Raw genomic sequence first — 19,096 nt, 5'->3', positions numbered from 1 at the left:
CCCTCAGCCGGGGATGGCCGCTCTTAGCGTGGATCGGGTGCGGTTGAGGCGAGGACGCTCAGCCGAAGATCGGGCGGACGATGAAGTAGGCGATGCAGGAGATCAGGGCCGCCGCCGGGAACGTGGTGACCCAGGCGATCAGGATGTTCCCGGCCACGTTCCAGCGCACCGCCGACAGCCGCTTGGTCGACCCGACACCCATGATCGCGGAGGTGATCGTATGGGTGGTCGAGATCGGCGCCTTCAGCACCAGGGCGTTGAAGTAGAGGACCGCGCTGGCCACGGTCTCGGCCGCGAAGCCCTCGGCCGGCCCGAGGTCGATGATCTTCCGACCGAGGGTACGGATGATCCGCCAACCACCGGCGTACGTCCCGAGCGCGAGCGCCGCAGCCGAGGTCCAGAACACCCATTCCGGGATGTGCCCCTTGTCGCTCTGGTAGCCGCCGGTGTACAGGGCCAGCACGACGATGCCCATGGTCTTGGCGGCGTCCTGCATGCCGTGTCCGACCGCCATGGCGGCGGCCGAAGCGGTCTGCGCCCAGCGGAAGCCCCGTCCGAGCTTGCCCGGGTTCCCCTTCCGGAACATCCACAGGATGGCGAGCATCACCAGGTAGCCCAGGACCAGACCGACCACCGGGGAGACCACCATCGGAATGATGACCTTCTCGATGATGTTCATCCACTGGACGACGCCGCCAGCGGCGAAGAGGGTCGCCCCGACGAGACCACCGAAGAGGGCGTGCGACGACGACGAGGGCAGGCCGAAGTACCAGGTGATCAGGTTCCAGGTGATGGCACCGATGACCCCGGCGAAGACCACACCCAGGCTCTCCACCCCGGTGGGCAGGGTCACCAGACCGTCGCCGACGGTCTTGGCTACCCCGGCGCCGAAGTGCGCGCCGACGAAGTTACCGACGGCTGCGAGGAGGAGCGCGCGGCGCGGGGTGAGCGCACGGGTCGACACGCTGGTGGCGATGGCGTTCGCCGCATCGTGGAAGCCGTTGGTGTAGTCGAACACCATCGCCGCGATGATCACCGCGATGACGGCGATGAGGGTGGTGTCCACGAACTCAGGACTCCTTGACCGCGATGGTCTCGACCGTGTTGGCCACGTGCTCGAAGGCGTCGCAGGCGGCCTCCAGCTCGTCGGCGACCTCCTTCATCTTCAGCACCGTCAGCGCGTCGTACTCGCCGGAGAAGAGGCGGACCAGCAGCATCCGGTACGCCTGGTCGCCCTCGTTCTCCAGCCGGTTGCACTCGATCCAGTAGTCCTCAAGATCCTTCATCGACTTCAGCCGGGGCATCGCCTCGGCGGTGAGCCGCGCCTGCTGGTCCAGTACGTTGACCAGCTCGTGCATCTCCCGGGGCAGGGAGGGCAGTTTGGTGAGGCCGTAGAGGTAGAGCAGGTTGCCGACCGCCTCCAGGTGGTCCATCACGTCGTCGAGCAACGACCCGAGCCGGTAGATGTCCTCCCGGTCGAACGGCGTGATGAAGGTGGAGTTGATTTTCTTGTAGAGCTCGTGGGTGATCTGGTCGCTGTCGTGCTCGACCTCGGTCAGCCGTTCGCTCACCGACTGCACGTCGACTCCGGGCAGGGCCAGCTCGTTGAGCAGCTCGGTACCCCGCACCAGGTTCTTCGCGGCCCTGGTGAAGAGCTCGTAGAAGGCGCCCTCGGTGGGGCGGAAGGAAAACTTCACGGGTCGGACCTCGTTGCGTCGGTGGACGGGGGACGGGCCATAGGAGGAGCCTGCCTCGGGAGATGCTAGGGAACGCGAAAACGCCGATTCCTGCGGCCTACCCCTGGTCAAAACCGATTAACCCATCGTTCACCTAACGTTCATCTAAGCCAGTCGGCTGTCCCGGAGGGGCGAAAGCCGAAGATCCGAACGCCCAAAATCAAGATCACGTGAGGGTACGACAGGACGACTGCCGACGGGGTAGCCCGTTGACGGCTGGTTGGCCGATCATGCCCTGGTCAGACGATCAGAGCGAGCCACTTCCGGTAGGCGGTGGCAAAGGGCTCGGTGCCGTCGCCCAGCGCGTCGTGCAGCCAGGCCGCCGCCGCCTCGGCCTGCTCGACGAGATCATCCGGGTAGCCGAACCGCACCCGGTGCTCGGCGAACTCGTCCTCGTCGCGCAACTCGACCAGGCCGGTGGTCCGGCGCCGCACCACGTCAAGATCGAGGTCGACCAGGTGGACCGTGTCGTCCTCCCACCGGGCCGGACTGGCGATGTCGCAGTAGACCTCGCTGGTCCTCGGCGGCGGGTTGAACATCCCGGTCCACCAGGCGTCGTGTGGCACCAGCAACACGAACGGGATCATCTCCACCGACGGTCGACCGTGATAGATCGACTCCGTCCCCTTGGCGACTCCGAGCCAGACGCCCAGGTCGTCCTCGGCGAGTCGGCGGGCGGGGTAGTCCCGGTGTTGGGTGCCGTCGTACTTGCGGTAGACGACTCGCACCACATCACTCGGCATTCCCGCACCCTAACCGATTCCCGCCACTCCCGACCGTCCTGACGAAAGGGCCCTTGCTATCGGATTCTGTATAGGAAGCACCCCTCCCAACAGATGAGCGCGGCGCTGTCAGGACGGCCCGGTACCGTCGCAGGGTGACCGCGCCGACCACCGCCACCAGCACCTCGACCACCCCCGGGACCAAGACAGTCAGGAAGTCCCGCCGCGCCCGGTCGGACCGCCCGAGCAGCGGTGAGCTGCTCACCGCCGCCGTCGGCGCGGTCCCCGGTGGGGCGGCCCGACCCGGCCAGCAGCAGATGGCCACGGCGATCGAGGAGTGCATCGCCTCCGGCGACCATCTGCTCGTGCAGGCCGGTACCGGCACCGGGAAGTCCCTCGCCTACCTGGCCCCGGCGCTCACCGTGGACGGTCCGGTAGTGATCTCCACCGCCACGCTGGCCCTACAGTCGCAGCTCGTCGAGCATGATCTGCCCCGGCTGGCCGACGCCGTCGAGCCGGTGCTGGGCCGCCGCCCCACGTTCGCGGTCCTGAAGGGCCGCCACCACTATCTGTGTCTGGCCCGGCTGGACAACTCCACAGAGGATGAGCCGACGGACACCCTCTTCGAGACATCGGCACAGGGCGGCACGAAATGGCTCGGCGAGGCGGGGCGGTTGGGCAAACAGGTCCAGCGCCTGCGGGACTGGGCCCTGGAGACCGTGACCGGCGACCGCGACGAACTCGACCCGGGGGTGGACGAGCAAGCCTGGCGGCTGGCGTCGATGCCGGCCCGCGAGTGCGTCGGCGCGGCCCGCTGCCCGTACGGCGACGAGTGCTTCGCCGAGGCGTCCCGAGCGCGCGCCCGGGAGGCGGACATCGTGGTGACCAACCACAGTCTGCTCGCCGTGGACATGCTCGCCGGCCGGCACATCGTGCCGCCGCACAAACTGCTGGTCGTCGACGAGGCGCACGAGCTGGCCGACCGGGTTTCCTCGGCCGCCCAGGCCGAACTCACCCCGGAGGCGATCGACCGGGCGGCCCGCCGAGCCCGCCCGGTGCTGCGGCCAGAAACGGCCGAACTGCTCACCGAGGCGGGGGACGCGCTCTCGGTCGGGCTGACCGAGGCGAGCGCCGGGCGGCTCGTGACCGGGTTGCCCACCCCGTTGCAGGAGGCCTGCACGCTGCTCGACGCCGCCACCCGCACCGCGCTCGACGAGATCGGCGACATCAAGTCCGACGACCCGGACCCGGTACGCAAGCAGCAGGCCAAGGCGGTGCTGGACGAGCTGTCCAGCACCGCCCAGCGCCTGCTGGAGGAGGCCGAGCACGACGTGGCCTGGGTCGAGAAGACGGAGATCGGCGGCACCGGACGCCGGGCGCTGGTGGTCGCCCCACTCTCCGTCGCGGGCACGCTCGCCACCCACCTGTACGACGAGCGCACCGTCGTAGCCACCTCCGCCACGCTCACCCTCGGCGGCCGGTTCGACACGGTCGCCCGAGCACTCGGGCTGGAGGCACCCCCCGCCCCGGAGCCGTCCCCTGCGGCAGCGGCGCTGGCCGCCTCGACCGCTGCCGGCGCTTCCACCGGACGGGTGACCAAGGCGACCCGGTCCAAGCAGGCCACCGCGCCCGACACGAGCACCACCGGGGCCGACGAGGGGCCGGGGTGGCGGTCGCTGGACGTGGGGTCGCCGTTCGACTACGGCCGGCAGGGCATTCTCTACGTCGCGGCGCACCTGCCCCGACCGGCCGCCTCCGGGCTGCCCGAGCCGGCCGGCGAGGAGTTGCTCGCGCTGGTCGAAGCGATCGGTGGTCGTACCCTTGGGCTCTTCTCGTCCCGCCGGGCCGCGCAGCAGGCGGCGGAGCTGCTCCGCGCTCGCACCGACCTGCCCGTGCTGCTCCAGGGCGAGGAGGCCCTTCCGTTGCTCGTCCGGCGGTTCCGGGAGGAGCGGTCGAGCTGCCTGTTCGGGGTGATGTCGCTCTGGCAGGGGGTGGATGTGCCGGGTGACTCCTGCCAGCTGGTGGTCATCGACCGGCTGCCCTTCCCGCGCCCGGACGAGCCGCTGGCGGCGGCGCGCGCGGCGGCGGTCGACTCGGCCGGTGGGTCCGGGTTCGCCGCGGTGAGCGTGCCGATCGCCGCGATCCGACTGGCCCAGGGCGTCGGCCGGTTGATCCGTGCCACCAGTGACAAGGGCGTGGTGGCGGTGCTCGACTCCCGGCTGGAGACCGCGCGCGGCTACGGGGCGTTCCTGCGTCGCTCGCTGCCGCCGTTCTGGTACACGACCCGGCCGGACATCGCGCGGGGTGCCCTGGAGCGGCTGGGACGCGAGTGATCGTCCGCCCCCGGTGGCGACGAGTCAGCTGCCGGGGGCCTTCGCGGCCACCACCACCGAGTCCGGTGGCGGGGTGGGCCGTTGCTGACCGGATAGCCGTCGGATGGCGGTGTTGAGTACGGCGAGCAGCGGCACGGACACCAACGCGCCGACGACCCCCGCCAGCACCACTCCGGCGGTGATCGCGATGACCACGGCGAGCGGGTGCAGTGCCACCGCCCGTCCCATGATCAACGGCTGGAGGATGTGTCCCTCGATCTGCTGCACGCCGACCACCACGCCGAGGATGATCAGGGCGGTGACCCAGCCGCTGTCGACCAGCGCCACCAGTACGGCCACCGCGCCGGAGAGAGTGGCCCCGACGATCGGGATGAACGCGCCGAGGAAGACCAGCGCGGCGAGCGGAAGCGCGAATGGAATGTCGAAGACGACCAGGAAGATGCCGATTCCGACCGCGTCGATGAAGGCGACGAGCACGGTGGCTCGGACGTAGGCGACCAGGGTCTCCCAGGACGCCTTGCCCGCCTCGTGCACCCGCCAACGGGCGACGGAGGGAAGGAGCCGGACCAGGAACTTCCAGATCCGGCCACCGTCGCGAAGGAAGAAGAAGGTGGCGAAGAGCACCAGCAGGGAGCCGGTGAGCACCTCGAAGACGGTGGTGGCGGTGGAGAGGGCCCCGTTGGTCAGCGACTGGGTGTTCTCGTCCACCCACTTCTGCCCCTGGTCGATGTACTGGTTGAGCTGCCGGTCCGACAGGTGCAGGGGGCCGGTCTTGAGCCAGTCCTGGATCTGCCGTACGCCCTTGGTGGCGTCCTTGCTCAGCGCCGGGACGCCCCGAATGAACTCGTTGACCACGAGGGTGAGCGTGCCGATCACCGCGGCCAGTCCGGTGACCAGCACCAGCGCCGTGGCCAGCGAACGGGGGAACCGGGCGCGCAGCAACCAGCCCACCGCCGGGGCGAGCAGGGCGGAGAGGAGCATTGCGATGGCCAGGGGGATCACGACGATCCGGATGGTCCCGATCACCTCGATCAGCGCCCAGCCCACGACGCCGATCACCCCGAGCCGCCAGGCCCAGGCGGCGGCGATACGCAGGCCGTGGGGCACGTCGGCGTCGTCGCGACTGGAGGTGGAGGGATGAACCTCGGCCGGCGGCTCCGCGTCGGCGAGCGACGATTCCGCTCCCTCAAGGGTGGCCGGTAACGGACCGTCGGTGGAAGATGCGCCAATTTGCCGACGGGCCTGGGCGGCATTCTGCACTGAGCCGCGACTCGACTGGTACGCACGGCGGACTCTCGCCCACAGCTGCTCGAAGCGGCTCAAGTGCACCTCCTGGCTGATTGCGGCCTTCCTACGTTAACTGGGCAGCGCCAAACCGAACGGAATTGGCCAACCCTGACTTCTCCCCGACATTGCCCCGCGCCGCCGTCGGGTAATCGCTTCCGCGCCAAGTCCGCCGGACCGTCGTCGGAGCGGACCACGATCGGAGTTCGCTCGGGGCACACGGTAGCGTTCGGGGCGTGACCGCCGTTTCGCACCACGACGACGCTGGCCTGCCCATCCGCCTGCTGCACGACCGCGTCCTGGTCCAGCTCGAAGGCAACGAGGGTGAGCGTCGCTCCACCGCCGGCATCGTCATTCCGGCGACCGCCTCGATGGGTCGCCGGCTGTCCTGGGCGTCGGCGGTCGGCGTGGGCCCCAACGTACGTTCCATCGTGGTCGGCGACCGGGTGCTCTTCGACCCGGACGACCGCTCGGAGGTCGAACTGCACGGGCGGGGTTACGTCATGCTCCGGGAACGGGACGTGCACGCGGTGGCCGCCGCCCGGGTCGAGCCCGACTCCACCGGCCTCTACCTCTGACGTGCCGGTGCCTCACCAACGCCGGTGAGCGGGCCCAGCGGAGACGTCAGCTCCGTCAGCTCTGGTCGGTCAGGTCGAGTTGCATCAGTACGGTGTCGATCCAGCGACCGTGTTTGTGCCCCACCCCGGTCAGTCTGCCCACCTCGCGAAAACCGACGGAACGGTGCAGCGTGACCGACGCGTCGCTGCCGGTGTCGGCGATGACCGCGATGACCTGCCGTACGCCGCTTGCCGCACATTGGCGCAGCAGGGCATCCAGCAACGCACGGCCCGTTCCACGGCCGGTCCGGTCGGGTGCGAGGTAGATCGTGTCCTCGACCGAGTACCGATAGGCCGGTTTCACGCGCCAGGGAGCGGCGTAGGCAAATCCGACTATCTCGTCGCCGGCTCTCGCGATCAGGAACGGAAGGTGGCGGGCGTTCAGATCGTCGAGCTTGCGCTGCCAGTCGGAGGCCTCGGGTGGATTCTCGTCGAACGTGGCGACGCTGCTGGTGACGTAGTGGGCGTAGATGTCGCCAACCACGTCCAGATCCCCGGCTGTCGCCGGGCAGATGACCAGCTCATGGGTTGGCACAGCAGCTCTCGATTTCTCTGTGGTGGAGATCCGTAACCGCTATGTCGGCGGGGCTCCCCAGTTCCCGGTGGGCCGCGAGACGGGTAGCCCGCCCGGCGGCGGGACGCGGTACGGCGGACCGTACGGCCCGGCCGGTGGCCGGTAGCCACCGGGAGTGGCTGGCATCGGCGGTGGGGCCAGCACGACCGGTACCGGCACCACCGGCTCCTCCGGGGCGGCCACCGCACGCCTGACGCCATCCGGGAAGACCAGGTGATAGCGGACACCGTCCCAGATACCGACCGGTGCCTGTGGGTCGCGGCCGACGAAGACCTGCCGGCAGGCGGATATCTCGGCCAGCAACTGCTGCTCCTCCTGGGCGATCCGGGCGAGGGCGGCCGGTTTGGTGTCCAGCCCCCGCCGTAGCCCGTCGCGGAGCAGGGCCAGTCGGGTCGCGGCGAGTTGGTAGCCCTGCATCGCCTTGGCACCGGCGTCCCCGGCTACCCGGCGGGCCCAGCGTCGGGCCGAGTGTCGCCGGCCGAGGCTGGCGAGTGAGGCGACCTCCGGCGGGGTGAGCCAGCCGGCGTGGACGTAGTCGGGCAGGGTGCGTTCGACGAGCCGTCCCTCCCAACCGCGTAGCCAGATGGCCAGCCCGACCATGCCGAAGAAGATCGGCACCATCAGCCCGATGTAGCCGTAGAGCAGGATCAACGCCTCGCCGGTGGCCTGGACCAGTGACGGCACGAGGTTCCAGGTGCCGTGCAGCATCATCGCCAGCAGCAGCCCGGCCACCGGGGCGAGAAACCGGACCCGGCGGTCGGCCGACCGGGCGGCGATCCCCAGTCCGACCCCGGCCATCGAGGTGAACAGCGGATGGGCGAACCCGGACAGCAGGATCCGCATGATGAAGATGAGGAATACCTGCTGTGCCCCGGTGGCCGGGCCGTACTGCTCCGCACCGGCGGCGTAGCCGTGCCCGCCGAGGTAGAGGATGTTCTCCACCATCGCGAACCCGACCGCCGAAAGTCCACAGTAGACAAGACCGTCGGTGATGCCGGACCATTCACGCCGCCGGAAGATCAGCAGCAGGATCGGCCCGAGGGTCTTGGTCAGCTCCTCGATGAACGGGGCGACCAGCACCGCCACCAGCGCGTCCGGCAGTCCCCAGTCGGAGAAGAGACTCGCCGCCCAGCCGTTGACGTTCAACGACGCGGCGGTGGAGACGAACGCCCCCCAGGCGAAGCAGAAGACGAGGTACTTCATCGGCTCGGGCTCATACCGGTCGAGCCAGAGGAAGCAGGCCACCAGTACCGGAACCGGGAGGATCGCCGCACCGAGACCGATCAGCAGCGCGGTGACCCCGAGACTCTCACCGAGTTCGAAGAGCATGTAGACGGCGCAGGCGGCGATGAACAGGATCGCGCCCACCATGACCAGGACACGCAACCAGGTCAGTCCACTCTTGCGCGCCTGCACCACCACCGGGCCGGTAGCCGGCTGCGGTGCGGCCGACGGATACGTCGGACCGGCGGGTGAGGGCGGCGGCGACGGGTGCGGGGCACCGCCGGGTGGGGTGTCGGCCATGCGGTCAGCGTATCCACCCACCACCGGGTTTCCGGGACGCATCCATGCCCGCTATGCTCCAGCGCAGGTCACGAGTGCCAGCGACCAACGATCACCGCCCCCAGGCCCATCGCCTGTCGGCCGGTGGTCGAAGCCCCGGCTTGCTGGCCGGCAACCCTCCTAGAGGTTCGCGGTGGGGTGCCCCGGGTGATGACCGGGCCCAGCCCGATCCGTGTGCTGGGCAAGCGCGGACCCCGTCCCCTTTGCACCCGGGGTCCCTGGACTGCCGGAGGGTCACCCCGATGCGCACTTCTCGTTCCCCCCTGCCCGCTGTGTCCGTACCGTGGACGGCACCGCGCCGCCGCCTCGGCCGTACCGGTCCGAAGGCCCCCGCCCGACCCGGTGCGCTCGGCGTCCTCGGGGTCGCCGGTCAGATCAACCTCGACTACGCGGCCACCGCGCCGTGCGCGCAGGTGGCGGCCGACGCGGTGGCCGAGCTACTCCCCTGGTACGCCAGCGTGCATCGGGGCGCTGGCGCGCTGTCGCAACGCTGCACCCTCGCCTACGAGCGGGCCCGACAGACCGTAGGCGACTTCCTGGGAGCCCGCCCCGACGACCACGTCGTCTTCACCCGCAACACCACCGACGCGCTGAACCTGCTGGCCCGGGTGCTGCCCACCGGCACCCGAGTGGTCACCTTCGACGGCGAGCACCACGCCAACCTGCTGCCCTGGCCCATCGGCACGGTACGGCTACCGGTGCCCGCCTCCCCGGGATCCGCCGTCCGGGCGCTGGACGCCGCGCTACGCGAGCTACGCCGGGGTACGGACGGCACGGCACCGATCCTGGTCGCCGTGACCGGGGCCAGCAACGTCACCGGAGAGTGCTGGCCAGTCACCGAACTGTCCCTGATCGCCCGGCGGCACGGGGCACGGATCGCGGTCGACGCGGCCCAACTCGCCCCCCACGTGCCGGTAAGTGTCAGCGACCTCGAAGTCGACTACCTGGCGATATCCGGACACAAGCTCTACGCACCGTTCGGGACCGGTGCGTTGGTGGGACGGGCGGACTGGCTCGACGCCGCACCGCCGTACCTGGCCGGGGGCGGGGCCACGGCGTACGTCGGTGCCGCGACCCACGACGTACGGTGGAACACCGGCCCGGGCCGGCACGAAGCCGGCACCCCCAACCTGCTCGGCGCGGTCGCCCTGGGCGCGGTCTGTGCCGCGCTCGACACGGCGGACCGGGCCGCGCTCTGCGCCAGCGAGCAGGCCCTGCTCAGTCGGCTTCGCAGCGGTCTCACCGCCCTCCCCGGCGTGGTGGAGTTGAGCACGTTCGCCCCCGACTCGCCCCGGGTGGGCATCGTGTCCTTCGTGGTCGCCGGTCGGGATTCCGCGGAGGTGGCCGCCGTACTCGCCAACGAACACGGCATCGGGGTACGGGACGGTCTCTTCTGCGCTCATCCGCTGGCCCGACGACTCCTCGCCGAAGCGTCGGCCCGGAGCGGGCGCGCCGACCTGCCGGCAACCGCGTTACGGGCCAGCATCGGCCTGGGCAGCACCGCCGAGGAGATCGACCGGCTGCTCGACGCGCTGCCCACCGTCGGCTGAGCCGCACCGTCAGAAGTCCTCGGTGTGGGTGTGCGGGGACATCTCCGCCGTGGACTGCGTGGCGTTGCCGATCGCCTGGCGTACCAGTTGGTTGGCCTCGGACCGCTCCAGACCGGTGGCCCGGAGCAGGTCGCTCGCGGTGGTCCGGACCTGCGCCACCACCACGCTGCCGGAGAAGCCGACCCCGTCTTCGTAGGCCCGGCCGGCCTCGCTGACCGCGCGCAGCGCCAACTCCCGGGTCGCCTCGGGTCTGGCGCCCCGGCCCAGTTCCTGGACCAGTTGGCGCACCGTGTCGGCGAGGTTGGACACCGCCAGCGGCAGGGTCGGCGGCACCGGTTCACCGTCCTCCAGCACGGTGACCGCCCGCCGGACCAGGGTGCCGCTGTTGTGCACCGCGTGGTTGATGAACTCGGCACTCTCCACGTATCGCACCAGGGCACCGCGCCGGTGCCAGCGGACCGGAGAAAGGAGTACGGTCTCCCGCCCGCCCTCCAGCGCGTCCTGCAACTCGTCCATCCGCTCCTCGACCTCCTGGAGGCAGTCCAGGGCATGCTGCGCCTGCTTGGCATCCCCGGCGGAAAGCGCGTCCGCCGTTGTCGAGAGCTGTTTGGTCAGGATGTCGAGGGCTCGGCGCGCGGTCTTGTCCACCAGCCGCAACGGATTGGCCGGCAGCAGGACCGCCACCACCAGCAGCCCGACGATCCCGCCCACCAGGGCGTCAATGACCCGGGGGAACTCCAGGTTCCGAGTGGTCGGGCTGAGCGTGGCGATCAGCACGCCGGTGGCCGCCGCCTGGGTCACCACCGCAGGGCCGCCACCTAGCGCGATGGAGACGATGATGGAGAGCCCGACGATGAGACCGAGTTGCCACGGCCCGGTGCCGATGGCGATCAGCAGTCCGTCGCCGACGGCGATGCCCAGCGCCACCCCGACGATCAGTTCAAAGGTCCGGCGCAGCCGCTGGCCGAGTGAGGAGGCGATGGTGCCGACCGCCGCGATCGGGGCGAAGACCGGTTCCGGATTGCCCAGCACCTCGTGGCCGACGGTCCAGGCCAGCGCGGCGGCGAGAGCGGCCTGCGCGGCGAGGCCGAAATTGATCCGCACCCGGTAGACCCGGTCCTCCAGTGTCAGGACGGACCTACGACGCAACTGCGTCACGGCCTCGGAGATGCGCTGGGCGTCGGTGTCGAGCGCGACTCCGTCTATGTGTAGTTTGCTCGACCTGCCCTTCCGCTCCTTCGACTCCCTCGACTCCTTCCGCGTGGCCATGAGCCGGGACTACCCGCCCTAAGCCGGCTGAATCGTCAGCCACGCCTGTCCCTGCCTCGACAGCCCGCCTGGACCAACAGGCTGGTGCCCCGGGCGGGACCGGATAGCTGGTGGTCCGGGCGGGACCGGATAGCTGGTGGTCCGGACGGAAGCAACCCCACAGTGCCGACGACCCCGGCGGGACCGGCGATGGTCGAGTCGGTATCTGCCGGATAGCCTCTTCAGGCGTGACTGGTACCCCTCTGCTCGACGACCTCCGGGCTGCCCTCGGCGACGACGGCGTCTTGACCGATCCTGACCTGCTCCGCGGCTACCAGCGGGACGAGGCGGATCTGTGCGTGGCCGGGATGCCGGCCGTGGTCACCCGCCCCCGCAACACCGCCGAGGTCGTCGCGGTGGTCCAGACCGCCGCGCGATACGGGGTTCCGGTGGTGCCCCAGGGGGCCCGGACCGGGTTGGCTGGTGCGGCCAACGCCGTCGATGGTGCGGTGGTCCTCTCCACCGCCGCGATGGCCGAGATCCTGGAGATCGATCCGGTCAACCGCATCGCCGTGGTACAGCCGGGCGTGGTCAACGCCGTGCTGGCGGGCGAGGTCGGCAAGCTCGGCCTGCGTTACCCGCCCGACCCGGGCTCCTGGGAGTCGTCCACCATCGGCGGGAACGTCTCCACCAACGCCGGCGGCATGTGCTGCGTCAAGTACGGCGTGACCACCGAGTACGTGCTCGGGCTGGAGGTGGTGCTCGCCTCCGGTGAGGTGCTGCGCACCGGCCGTCGTACCGCCAAGGGGGTCGCCGGCTACGACCTGACCCGGCTCTTCGTCGGCTCGGAGGGCACCCTCGGGGTGATCACCGAGATCACCGTCGCCCTGCGGCCCGCCCCGGAGGAGTCACTGACCCTGGTCGCGGTCTTCCCGTCCACGGCGGCGGCCGGGACGGCGGTGGCCGAGATCTCCGCCCGGGGCCTCACCCCGAGTCTGCTGGAGTTGCTGGACCAGACCCACCTGCGGGCAATCGAGGCACATCAGCCGATGGGGTTGCGTACGGACGCCCGTGCCCTGCTGCTCGCCGCGTCCGACACCGGTCCCCGGGCCGCGGCGGACCTGGAACGACTGGCCGAGGTGTGCGAGGCGGCCGGGGCGGACGAGGTGTTCGCGGCGACCGACCAGATCGAGGCCGCCGCGTTGTTGCAGGCCCGGCGGATGGCCCATCCGGCGATGGAGCGGTTCGCCGCCGAGGCGTTCCCCGGCGGCAACGGTGGCCTGATCATCGACGATGTGGCGGTCCCCCGGGGGTCGCTGGCCGCCCTGCTCGACGGGGTGGAGCGCATCGCCGAGGAGTGTGGCGTGGCGATCGGGGTGGTGGGGCACGCCGGGGACGGCAACATGCACCCGAACATCGTGGTCGACCGGGCCGACCCGGCCAGCGTCGAGCGGGGCCGGCGGGCCTTTGACGAGATCATGCGGCTCGCGCTCGCGATGGGCGGGACCTGTACCGGCGAGCACGGGGTCGGCCTGCTCAAGCGGGAGTGGTTGGCCCAGGAGATCGGCCCGGTGGGGGTACGCGTGCACCAGGCGATCAAGGCGGCGCTGGATCCGACCGGTCTGTTCAACCCGGGCAAGATTCTCTAATCCATCAGCGCTGGAGCTACAGGGCGGTAGCGTCCTCCAACAGCCGGACCACCGAGCCGGCGGTCTTCGGGGCGTCGCCGCAATCCAGCCAGGAGACGGTCGACGAACCGGTGGTCAGGGTGTAGGAGAAGCCGTCAGCGCAGGCGGGCGGGCCGGGCTTGCGGGTGGCCTCGGCAGCCAGGGCCGGGTCGGCCAGCAGCGTACGCAGTCGCGTCCGCTGTGCGGCGGTGAGCGCACCGGTCTCCACGTCCCGGTCGTTCGGGCGATCGTGGTAGGTCCACCTACCGTCGCCGGCAACGGTCAGGGACTGCCAGACGCCCGCGAAACCGCCGGTACGGACGATCGTGACCGCGCCGTCACCGGCCGGCGGGTGACCGGGTGAGGTCCCGACCGGCGGCTGACCGGGTGAGGTCCCGACCGGCCCGGACGGGGTACTCGTCGACGGCTCGGGGGTCGGAGTGGAGCCACCCGGCGCTGGCGACGGGTTCCCACCCCCCGTGCATCCGGCCGTTACGAGCACCAGCAGTGCGCCGGTGACGGCCAACGGCAGAAGATATCGCCCGCGATGAATGCCCATTCGCCCACCGTACGGCAACTCGTCGACGGTGCGGTGCCGCCCGGCGCGTGGACGGGTGGAGAGGCAACTCAGTGCTGCTGCCCCTCGGGCACTCCCTCCTCGATTCCCCGGTCGGCGGCGAAGCCCCGGACATCCGGCGCACCGAGCCGAGCCGCGTCCGCGGTGGCGTCGTCCGGCATCTGCTGCGACTGCCGTTCCGCCGCCACCCGGGCCAGGTAGTGCTCGACCTCCCGGGCCCGTACGGTGTCGTCCCAGCCCAGCACCGCTCCCATGATCTCGGCCGCGTGTTCGGCCGACTCGGTGCCCCGGTGCGTGGTCTCGAACGAGATCCGGGTACGCCGGGTCAGCACGTCGTCCAGGTGTAGTGCCCCTTCGGCCCGAGCCGCGTACGCGACCTCGGCGGCCAGGTATTCCGGTGCCCCGGCCAGCGGCGATCCCAACAGCGGCTCGGCCGCGATCAGGTCCAGCAACTCGATGGTGAGGGTGCCGTAGCGCTCCAGCAGGTGTTCCACCACGCCCACCGGCGTGCCGTGCCGGCGAGCCAGGTCGGCCCGGTCCCGCCACATCGTGGCGTAGCCGTCCGCCCCCAACAGCGGCAGATCGGCGGTACGCGACGGGCGTCCAGCACCGAGCCGCCGAACCGCCTGGTCCACCACGTCGGCGGCCATCACCCGATAGGTGGTGTACTTGCCGCCGGCGACCAGCAGCAGGCCGAGCATCGGCTCGAAGACCGCGTGCTCGCGGGAGAGCTTGGAGGTCGAGTCGGCCTCACCGGCGAGCAGCGGACGCAGCCCGGCGTACACGCCTTCGATGTCCGATGTGGACAACGGTCGTTCGAGGACCGGGTTGACCTGGTTCAACAGGTATTCGATGTCGTGGGCCGAGGCCGCCGGGTGGGAGCGGTCGAGTTGCCAGTCGGTGTCCGTGGTGCCGATGATCCAGTGCCCGCCCCACGGGATGACGAAGAGCACCGACGTCGCCGTACGCAGGATCAGCCCCGCCTCGCCACTGATCGCCGAACGGGGCACCACCAGGTGCACCCCCTTGGACGCCCGGACCCGCAGGCCGGGGCGGAGCCCCACGTCGTTGAGCATCCGCGACATGTCGTCGGTCCAGACGCCGGTGGCCGCGATCACCGTACGGGCGCGCACCTCGAACTCGGCGTCGGGTGAGCCCGGCCGGGCCTCCATGTCGCGGACCCGCACCCCGGTCACCTCGCGCGCCTGCCGCAGCAGGCCGACGGCGCGGGCACTGGTCACGACGGTCGCACCGAGGCTCGCCGCGGTACGGGCCAGGGTGACCACCAGCCGGGCGTCGTCGACCTGACCGTCGTAGTAGCGGATCGCCCCGGCGACCGCGTCCGGCCGCAGGCCCGGGAAGACGCGCCGGGTCCCCTCGCGGGTCAGGTGGCGATGCAGCGGCATGCCCCGGCCTCCGCCGAAGACCCCGGCGAACGCGTCGTAGGCCGCCACCCCGGCACCGTAGTAGGACCGTTGCCAGGCGCGGGCGGCCAGCCCGGACGCCCCGGCGTGGGCGGGCAGCGGCACCAGGATCGGCACCGGGCGGACCAGGTGCGGGGCGAGCCGGGTGGCCAGCAGCCCCCGCTCGGTGAGCGCCTCGTGGACCAGCCCGAGCTCCAACTGCTCCAGGTAGCGCAGCCCGCCGTGGATCAGTTTGCTGGACCGGCTGGACGTGCCAGCCGCGTAGTCACGCGCCTCGACCAGGGCAACCTTCAGGCCCCGGGAGGCGGCGTCCAGAGCCGCGCCGGCACCGGTCACCCCGCCACCGATGACGAGCACGTCGAAACGTTCGCTGCGCAGTCGCCGCAGATCGGCCGCGCGTCGGGTCGGGGAGAGCTGGCCAGCGACGTACCGGGAGACGTTGGGGTCACGCACCCCTCCACGGTAGCCCGCCGGCCGTCGGGCAGTGCAGTGTGATCCAGACGTCGGGGCTCTCCGCCTCGGCCCCGACCCGGCTGAGCCGGTGCCGCCACCCCTCTCACATATATTCTCGTCAGTGGCGCGAACGTGGCACCATACCCGTGTCGTCCACAGCTTGGCCTGCCTGGCCGACGGACACATTGACCTGGATGGTCGGGCGGACAGGGGTGGCGATGCCGGATATCACACCGCTGAGTTCGCATGATCCACGGTCGGTCGGGCCATATCGCCTGCTCGGCCGGCTGGGTGCGGGCGGACAGGGCGTCGTCTACCTGGGGCAGGACGGCACGGGGCAGCGCGTCGCGGTGAAGGTGATCAACAACCTGGGCCCGGATCCCCGAGCCAGGTCACGGTTCGTCAGGGAGATCGCCGCTGCCCGGCGGGTCGCGTCCTTCTGTACCGCGCAGATCCTCTTCGCCGAGGTGGACGGGGACTCACCATATGTGGTCAGCGAGTTCATCCAGGGGCCCACGCTGCACCGGCACGTCCGGGAGCAGGGTCCGATCTCCGGGAACGCGTTGCACCGGTTGGCCGTCGGCATCGCCACCGCACTCACCACGATCCACCGCTCGGACGTGATCCACTGCGACCTGAAGCCGGACAACGTCATTCTCGGCGTGGACGGCCCACGGGTCATCGACTTCGGCATCGCCCGGGCTCTCGACCTCACCGAGACGATGACCAGGCAGATCATGGGCACCGCGCCGTACATGGCCCCGGAGCGGTTCCGCAACCACGATGTCGGTCCCGCGAGTGACGTGTTCGCCTGGGCGGCGACCATGGCGTACGCGGCATCCGGCCGACCGCCGTTCGGCAACGACTCGATCAGTGCCGTGATGCAACGGGTGCTCTACGCTCCGCCCGACCTACCCGGACTACCCGATGCGCTCCATGAGCTGATCAGGGAGTGCCTGCACAAGGACCCACAGTTCCGCCCCACCGCCGAGCAGGTTCTGCTGCGGCTGCTCGGATACACCGCCCGATCCTCAACGACCATGCCGCTTGACGCGGTCCTCCGGGAAGGCAACGTCCGGGCCACCGCACCGGTACCCGCCCACCCGACGGCCAGTCGGCCGGCGCGGACCACCCCGGCGCAGACCATGCCGGCCCCGATACCAGCACAGACCGCCCCGGCGCCGACCCTGACACCGACCATCCGGACCCAGCCCGAGCCCGTACGACGAAGCACCTGGTCCCGACGGTTGCGTCGGGAGTGCACGGACGTCTGGGGCATCTCGACCGCGATCTTCCTCGGAATGGTCGGGACGGCGGTCGGCTACGCCGCGTCCGTTGAGGCCAGCACCGCGGCGACTACCGGCGCCGTGACGTTCGCCGTGGTCTACGGAGTGCGCGTCCTGGTCGCCACCGCGCTGGGCGGCCGGGCAGATTCCACCAGCACCCTTTCGACCGCCAGGCAAACCACCTCCGCGCCGCCGTCCACCTCAGGTCCTGACTCGCGGGACGGATGACCGTGTTCGTTCCCGACACCCAGCTAGTGGAGGTTCGATGGTTTCCGGCAGAGTAGCCACTCGCTCCTGGCTGCCGTACGTAGTGGCCGTGGTCGCCGGGCTCGGGGTCATCACCGCGACCTATCTGGTCGTCCGGCCGGACCCGACCGGATGCGTTCCACTGGTGGTCAGTTCCTCTTCGGAGAAGAGCTCACTGATCAGCGATATCGCCGAGGACTACAACAGCAAGGACCGACGCTTCGGGGGGCATTGCGCCGCCGTGACCGTGCACGGTCTCAACTCGGGCGAAGCGATGGAGGCGCTGGCGGTCGGGTGGAAGAAGGACGGCACGGAGATGGACGGCAGACCACAGGTCTGGCTGCCGACCTCCACCCTCTGGACCGAGCAGTTGACACTACGGAACCCGGACGCCCTTCCGCTCGGCAGTTATCCGTCGATAGCGAACAGCCCACTGGTCATCGCCATCCCGAAGGAGCAGGGCGCCGCGCTCCAGAAGCACAGCGGAGGGTTCGGCTGGGGAGATGTCCTAGGCGTGTCCAACCAGGACGGCTGGGCCACTTTCGGGCACCCCGAGTGGGGAAAGTTCGCCTTCAGCAAGGACAACCCCGCCCTGTCCACCTCTGGACTGGCAGCCACCATCGCGACGTACTATGCGGCGACCAAGAAGACCCGTGACCTGACCGTGAACGACCTGAACAGGCCCGAGGTCACCCAGTTCGTGCGCGGCATCGAGGCCAACGTCTCGCACTACACCGACGACGTCGTCGACCTGCTCAGGCGTCGCGCCGAGGCGGACCTGTCGCGCGGGGACGACAGCACCCGGGCCGACATCAGCGCGATGGTGATGCAGGAGTCGCTGGTCTACCTGTACAACAAGGGAAAACTGAGCCCGGAGGGCGTGCCGCCCAGGATGCCGCTGGCCGTACTCCATCCCCGGGAGGGGACGTACCAGCTCAACCATCCGTACGTGGTGCTGCCCGGGCTGAACGAAGAGCAGCGGCTGGCCGCTGACGATTTCCGGAAGTTCCTACAGGAGGAGCAGCAGCAGAAAGTTGTCCGTGACAGCGGTCTCCGTGATCGGAACGGCAACGCCTCGGCGGACGCCATCAAGTCGATGGAGGCGTACGGTGCCCCGGCGCGGGCATACTTCGCCGAGCCGGACCCCGCTGTGGTAAACGCGATCCTGGAAAACTGGAAGAAGCTCAGCAAGAAGGCGAACATCCTCTTCGCCATCGACACCTCTGGTTCGATGAAGGATCCCAACAACCCGTACCGGTTGCAGAAGGCGACCGAAGCCGCGGGGAAGGGTCTCGCCCTGTTGGGCGCCGAGGACCGGGTCGCGCTGTGGTCGTTCTCGTCCAAGCAGCACCCGAAGGCGCCCTACAGTGAGCGGATACCGCTCTCGAAGTTCGACCACGGGGTCTTCGCCGGCAAACTCGCAGAGCTACGCGCCGAGGGCGATACCGCGCTCTACGCAACGGTGCGAGCAGCCCACCAGCACCTGCTCAAGAAGTACGATCCCAACCGAATCAACGCGGTTGTGGTGTTGACCGACGGCGAGAACACGGACCCGGTCGACAACGACCTCGCCGCATTGCTCCGGGACATCAGGTTGGACCCGGAGCGGCCGGTAAAGGTCTTCTGCATCGCCTTTGACAAGGACTCCGATCTGGCCGCGTTGGACAAGATCGCAAAGGCATCGGGAGGTAAGGCGTTCAACGCCCAGAACCCGGAGAAGATCGACGAGGTGTTCGAGCTGGTGGTCCGCAGCTTCGGTGCCGGCTGACCGCTCTCCGGCGCTCCCGCAGCGCCCTGCGGCTGACTACTGTTTCGG

At 70.1% G+C, this 19,096-nt stretch carries 15 protein-coding genes and 1 riboswitch; of the genes, 6 read left to right on the top strand and 9 right to left on the bottom strand.

Going from position 1 to position 19,096, the window contains the following annotated elements:
• Window positions 1–58: 58 nt before the first annotated feature.
• The 3 genes from FHR38_RS16650 to FHR38_RS16640 all read right to left on the bottom strand — a co-directional run bounded on the left by FHR38_RS16650 (window position 59) and on the right by FHR38_RS16640 (window position 2,479).
• Window positions 59–1,066: an inorganic phosphate transporter gene (locus tag FHR38_RS16650; RefSeq protein ID WP_184535537.1), complete on the bottom strand. Its 1,008-nt coding sequence runs from the start codon at window positions 1,064–1,066 to the stop codon at window positions 59–61.
• A gap of 4 nt (window positions 1,067–1,070) precedes the next feature.
• Complete coding sequence (locus tag FHR38_RS16645) at window positions 1,071–1,697, bottom strand: DUF47 domain-containing protein (RefSeq protein WP_184535536.1); 627 nt, start codon at window positions 1,695–1,697, stop codon at window positions 1,071–1,073.
• A gap of 278 nt (window positions 1,698–1,975) precedes the next feature.
• Window positions 1,976–2,479, bottom strand: a complete 504-nt coding sequence (locus FHR38_RS16640) for a DUF402 domain-containing protein (RefSeq protein ID WP_184535535.1) — start codon at window positions 2,477–2,479, stop codon at window positions 1,976–1,978.
• Between the two features lie 236 nt (window positions 2,480–2,715).
• Here FHR38_RS16640 and FHR38_RS16635 point away from each other — a divergent pair, with 236 nt between their 5' ends.
• Window positions 2,716–4,791 carry an ATP-dependent DNA helicase gene (locus FHR38_RS16635; protein WP_221449757.1) on the top strand — a complete coding sequence of 692 codons (2,076 nt, stop codon included), beginning with the start codon at window positions 2,716–2,718 and terminating at the stop codon, window positions 4,789–4,791.
• Window positions 4,792–4,815: 24 nt separating this feature from the next.
• On the opposite strand, the gene FHR38_RS16630 is transcribed toward FHR38_RS16635, so the two are convergent.
• Window positions 4,816–6,114, bottom strand: coding sequence for an AI-2E family transporter (locus FHR38_RS16630; RefSeq protein WP_184535533.1), 1,299 nt, complete (start codon window positions 6,112–6,114; stop codon window positions 4,816–4,818).
• A 197-nt stretch (window positions 6,115–6,311) separates the two neighbouring features.
• Between FHR38_RS16630 and FHR38_RS16625 the strand changes: the two genes are divergently transcribed.
• Window positions 6,312–6,653 carry a GroES family chaperonin gene (locus tag FHR38_RS16625; RefSeq protein WP_184535532.1) on the top strand — a complete coding sequence of 114 codons (342 nt, stop codon included), beginning with the start codon at window positions 6,312–6,314 and terminating at the stop codon, window positions 6,651–6,653.
• A gap of 55 nt (window positions 6,654–6,708) precedes the next feature.
• On the opposite strand, the gene FHR38_RS16620 is transcribed toward FHR38_RS16625, so the two are convergent.
• Both FHR38_RS16620 and FHR38_RS16615 read right to left on the bottom strand, forming a co-directional pair.
• Complete coding sequence (locus FHR38_RS16620; RefSeq protein ID WP_184535531.1) at window positions 6,709–7,227, bottom strand: GNAT family N-acetyltransferase; 519 nt, start codon at window positions 7,225–7,227, stop codon at window positions 6,709–6,711.
• A 39-nt stretch (window positions 7,228–7,266) separates the two neighbouring features.
• Complete coding sequence (locus FHR38_RS16615; protein ID WP_184535530.1) at window positions 7,267–8,832, bottom strand: PrsW family intramembrane metalloprotease; 1,566 nt, start codon at window positions 8,830–8,832, stop codon at window positions 7,267–7,269.
• A 24-nt stretch (window positions 8,833–8,856) separates the two neighbouring features.
• A riboswitch (SAM riboswitch) is annotated at window positions 8,857–9,023 on the top strand.
• Window positions 9,024–9,071: 48 nt separating this feature from the next.
• On the opposite strand from FHR38_RS16615, the gene FHR38_RS16610 reads away from it, so the two are divergent.
• Window positions 9,072–10,379 carry an aminotransferase class V-fold PLP-dependent enzyme gene (locus tag FHR38_RS16610; RefSeq protein WP_184535529.1) on the top strand — a complete coding sequence of 436 codons (1,308 nt, stop codon included), beginning with the start codon at window positions 9,072–9,074 and terminating at the stop codon, window positions 10,377–10,379.
• 9 nt (window positions 10,380–10,388) lie between these two features.
• Here FHR38_RS16610 and FHR38_RS16605 read toward each other — a convergent pair whose 3' ends face one another.
• Window positions 10,389–11,648, bottom strand: coding sequence for an FUSC family protein (locus FHR38_RS16605; RefSeq protein WP_184535528.1), 1,260 nt, complete (start codon window positions 11,646–11,648; stop codon window positions 10,389–10,391).
• 227 nt (window positions 11,649–11,875) lie between these two features.
• On the opposite strand from FHR38_RS16605, the gene FHR38_RS16600 reads away from it, so the two are divergent.
• Entirely contained in the window at window positions 11,876–13,276 is a 1,401-nt protein-coding gene (locus tag FHR38_RS16600) for an FAD-binding oxidoreductase (RefSeq protein WP_184535527.1), read from the top strand.
• Window positions 13,277–13,292: 16 nt separating this feature from the next.
• Here FHR38_RS16600 and FHR38_RS16595 read toward each other — a convergent pair whose 3' ends face one another.
• Complete coding sequence (locus FHR38_RS16595; RefSeq protein ID WP_184535526.1) at window positions 13,293–13,853, bottom strand: protealysin inhibitor emfourin; 561 nt, start codon at window positions 13,851–13,853, stop codon at window positions 13,293–13,295.
• Window positions 13,854–13,921: 68 nt separating this feature from the next.
• A complete protein-coding gene (locus FHR38_RS16590) occupies window positions 13,922–15,748 on the bottom strand; it encodes a glycerol-3-phosphate dehydrogenase/oxidase (protein WP_184535525.1) in 1,827 nt (608 codons plus the stop codon).
• Between the two features lie 194 nt (window positions 15,749–15,942).
• Here FHR38_RS16590 and FHR38_RS16585 point away from each other — a divergent pair, with 194 nt between their 5' ends.
• Both FHR38_RS16585 and FHR38_RS16580 read left to right on the top strand, forming a co-directional pair.
• On the top strand, window positions 15,943–17,262 hold the full coding sequence (locus FHR38_RS16585; RefSeq protein ID WP_184535524.1) for a serine/threonine-protein kinase: 1,320 nt from the start codon (window positions 15,943–15,945) through the stop codon (window positions 17,260–17,262).
• A gap of 37 nt (window positions 17,263–17,299) precedes the next feature.
• On the top strand, window positions 17,300–19,048 hold the full coding sequence (locus FHR38_RS16580) for a vWA domain-containing protein (RefSeq protein WP_184535523.1): 1,749 nt from the start codon (window positions 17,300–17,302) through the stop codon (window positions 19,046–19,048).
• The last annotated feature ends 48 nt before the right edge of the window (window positions 19,049–19,096 follow it).

Origin of the sequence: Micromonospora polyrhachis (genome assembly GCF_014203835.1) — a bacterium.
Classification (GTDB): domain Bacteria; phylum Actinomycetota; class Actinomycetes; order Mycobacteriales; family Micromonosporaceae; genus Micromonospora_H; species Micromonospora_H polyrhachis.
This window is presented reverse-complemented; position numbering and strand designations above follow the sequence as displayed.

Excerpts from the sequence above, each read along its gene's own strand:
- FHR38_RS16640 (WP_184535535.1), bottom strand. The coding sequence starts at position 2,479 with ATGCCGAGTGATGTGGTGCGAGTCGTCTACCGCAAGTACGACGGCACC.
- FHR38_RS16615 (WP_184535530.1), bottom strand. The coding sequence starts at position 8,832 with ATGCGTCCCGGAAACCCGGTGGTGGGTGGATACGCTGACCGCATGGCC.
- FHR38_RS16610 (WP_184535529.1), top strand. The coding sequence starts at position 9,072 with ATGCGCACTTCTCGTTCCCCCCTGCCCGCTGTGTCCGTACCGTGGACG.
- FHR38_RS16605 (WP_184535528.1), bottom strand. The coding sequence starts at position 11,648 with ATGGCCACGCGGAAGGAGTCGAGGGAGTCGAAGGAGCGGAAGGGCAGG.
- FHR38_RS16595 (WP_184535526.1), bottom strand. The coding sequence starts at position 13,853 with ATGGGCATTCATCGCGGGCGATATCTTCTGCCGTTGGCCGTCACCGGC.
- FHR38_RS16585 (WP_184535524.1), top strand. The coding sequence starts at position 15,943 with ATGGTCGGGCGGACAGGGGTGGCGATGCCGGATATCACACCGCTGAGT.
- FHR38_RS16580 (WP_184535523.1), top strand. The coding sequence starts at position 17,300 with ATGGTTTCCGGCAGAGTAGCCACTCGCTCCTGGCTGCCGTACGTAGTG.